General features: G+C 75.3%; 1 pseudogene. It reads right to left on the bottom strand.

What is annotated here, in order from left to right:
* A pseudogene (locus tag AOK17_RS46600) lies at positions 1–1,342 on the bottom strand (DUF5682 family protein); the annotation flags it as partial.
* Between the last annotated feature and the right edge of the window lie 27 nt (positions 1,343–1,369).

Genomic DNA, 1,369 nt, shown 5'->3' with positions numbered 1-1,369 from the left:
CCCCGTGCACCGCGTCCACATGCCCGCGCATCTCCTCCGCGGCGTCCGCGTCGAGTGCGGCGCAGGCCGGGGGCAGACCCACGAAGACGCGCTCGGCGAGCCCTGCGGCGACCTCGGCCAGGGCCTCCGTGCCCGTGCCGCGTACGTCGCCGTAGCGGAGGGAGCGGACCAGGGCGGGGAGCGCCTGGGCGAGGTGGCCGACGTCGGCGTCCAGGGCGGCGCGGTCGGCGAGGATCCGCATCACGACCGGGAGCGCGTCCGGGAGTTCGGCGAGGAGGCAGCGCTCGGCGAGGCCCGTGACGTCGGCGAGGGACCGTGCGTCGACGGCGTCCGCCTGGGCCTTCGCGGTCGCGGCGGCGAGCACGGTCGTCCCCCACACCCCGGCCTCGGCGACCCGCACCGCAAGCTCCGGCTCCCAGCGCAGCCGCCAGGTCTCCCGGAACGTACCGGTGCTGCCGCGCGACGCGGCCGGCTCGCCCCACTCGATGCCGAGGAGCCGCAGCCGGTGCAGCAGCCTGCTGCGCCCGGCGTCGTTCTCCTTGCGCAGGTCGAGCTCCAACTCCCGCTCCTGCGCCTCCGGTTTGAGCCGCAGCCGGCGCTGGAGCCGGTCGAGGTCGCGCTGCAACGGCACGGCGGGCGCCGCCGCGGGCACCTCGCCCAGGACATCACCGACGACGAGCCGGTCGTGCACGAGCGAGAGCGGCACGTCCGAGCCCTCGCACATCACGGCCCGTACGGCGTCGGTGGTCTCGGTCAGGCCCGGCAGGGGGCGACCCCGCATCGCGGCGAGCGTGTCGGCGAGCCGCACCGCCTCGATGACGTGCGCGGACGAGACGGGCCGGTCCTCGTCGCGCAGCAGCCGGGCCACCTTCGTCATCCAGCGCTCGATCGGGCGGTCGGCGGCGCCGAACAAGTGCCCGTACCAGCCTGGTGAGTCGATCCCCGCGCCGTAGCCGCTCATCCGCGACAGCCGCCGGTGGGTCCAGGGCACCCAGGTCATGTCGGCCTTGGCCTTGGGCAGGCCCTTCAGCAGAGCCCGGTCGGCGGCGACGGTGGTCCGCTGCCGCAGGGCGGGCACGTGCCAGGCACCGCACACCACGGCCACGTCGTCCCCGAACTCCCGCTGAGCCGCCCGCACTTGGAGCCGCATGTACGCCTCCCGCACGAGGTCCCGCTCGTGTCCCCCGGTCCCGAACGCCTCCCGCAGCGCCCCCATCGCCTCGCCGAGCACCTCGAACGGCGCGAACGCGTCCCCGTCGCTCGCCCCCCGGTGCTCGATCACGTCCTCCCACCACCGCTCGGCGTCGTCGTATCCGGCGGTCTCGGCGAGGACGGCGAGCGGTGGTGGGACGGTCTGTTATGCACATCT

It is taken from the genome of Streptomyces phaeochromogenes, from assembly GCF_001418655.1.
GTDB classification, from domain to species: domain Bacteria; phylum Actinomycetota; class Actinomycetes; order Streptomycetales; family Streptomycetaceae; genus Streptomyces; species Streptomyces phaeochromogenes.
The sequence above is the reverse complement of the archived record's forward strand: the minus strand, read 5'-3'. Positions and strand labels throughout refer to the sequence as shown.